Raw genomic sequence first — 402 nt, forward strand, 5'->3', positions numbered from 1 at the left:
AGTGTCTGCGTTGCCGCAGCGTTGGCAGGGCTAATACAAATGCTTTCTCGATTTGCCAAGCGGTTTTTTCAAAAAACCAACGAAATTTCCCTTCACCGTCGCTATGGCTGTCACAAAAGCCTGCCAATCCACCCCCTTCACCGTCCTGTGGAAAAAAACATGCGCTGGTGACGGGACGTCGGCCGAAAAGCGGCTTGCGGATAGAGAACCTTCCTGTTAGAAGCCCGCCCATTCCGCCGGGGACGCTGGTATTTTCGATCAGCATCCGTATCCAAAACGGAGAATTAAGCTTTATCGCTTAACGGTTGGAATAATGAGGCCTCGTGGCGGAGTGGTTACGCAGAGGACTGCAAATCCTTCTATTCCGGTTCGATTCCGGACGAGGCCTCCAAACATTTTCAT

Annotated in this window: 1 protein-coding gene and 1 tRNA gene; one reads left to right on the forward strand and one right to left on the reverse strand. The window is 51.5% G+C overall.

Features of this window, described 5'->3' with window-relative positions; all coding sequences use genetic code 11:
• A partial coding sequence (locus AC1D0P_RS30985) for a hypothetical protein (protein WP_477680230.1) occupies positions 1–265 on the reverse strand: 265 nt, incomplete at its 3' end.
• Positions 266–317: 52 nt separating this feature from the next.
• Here AC1D0P_RS30985 and AC1D0P_RS30990 point away from each other — a divergent pair.
• A tRNA-Cys gene (locus AC1D0P_RS30990) sits at positions 318–391 on the forward strand.
• Positions 392–402 lie beyond the last annotated feature (11 nt).

Source organism: Polaromonas sp. P1_G2, from assembly GCF_056405515.1.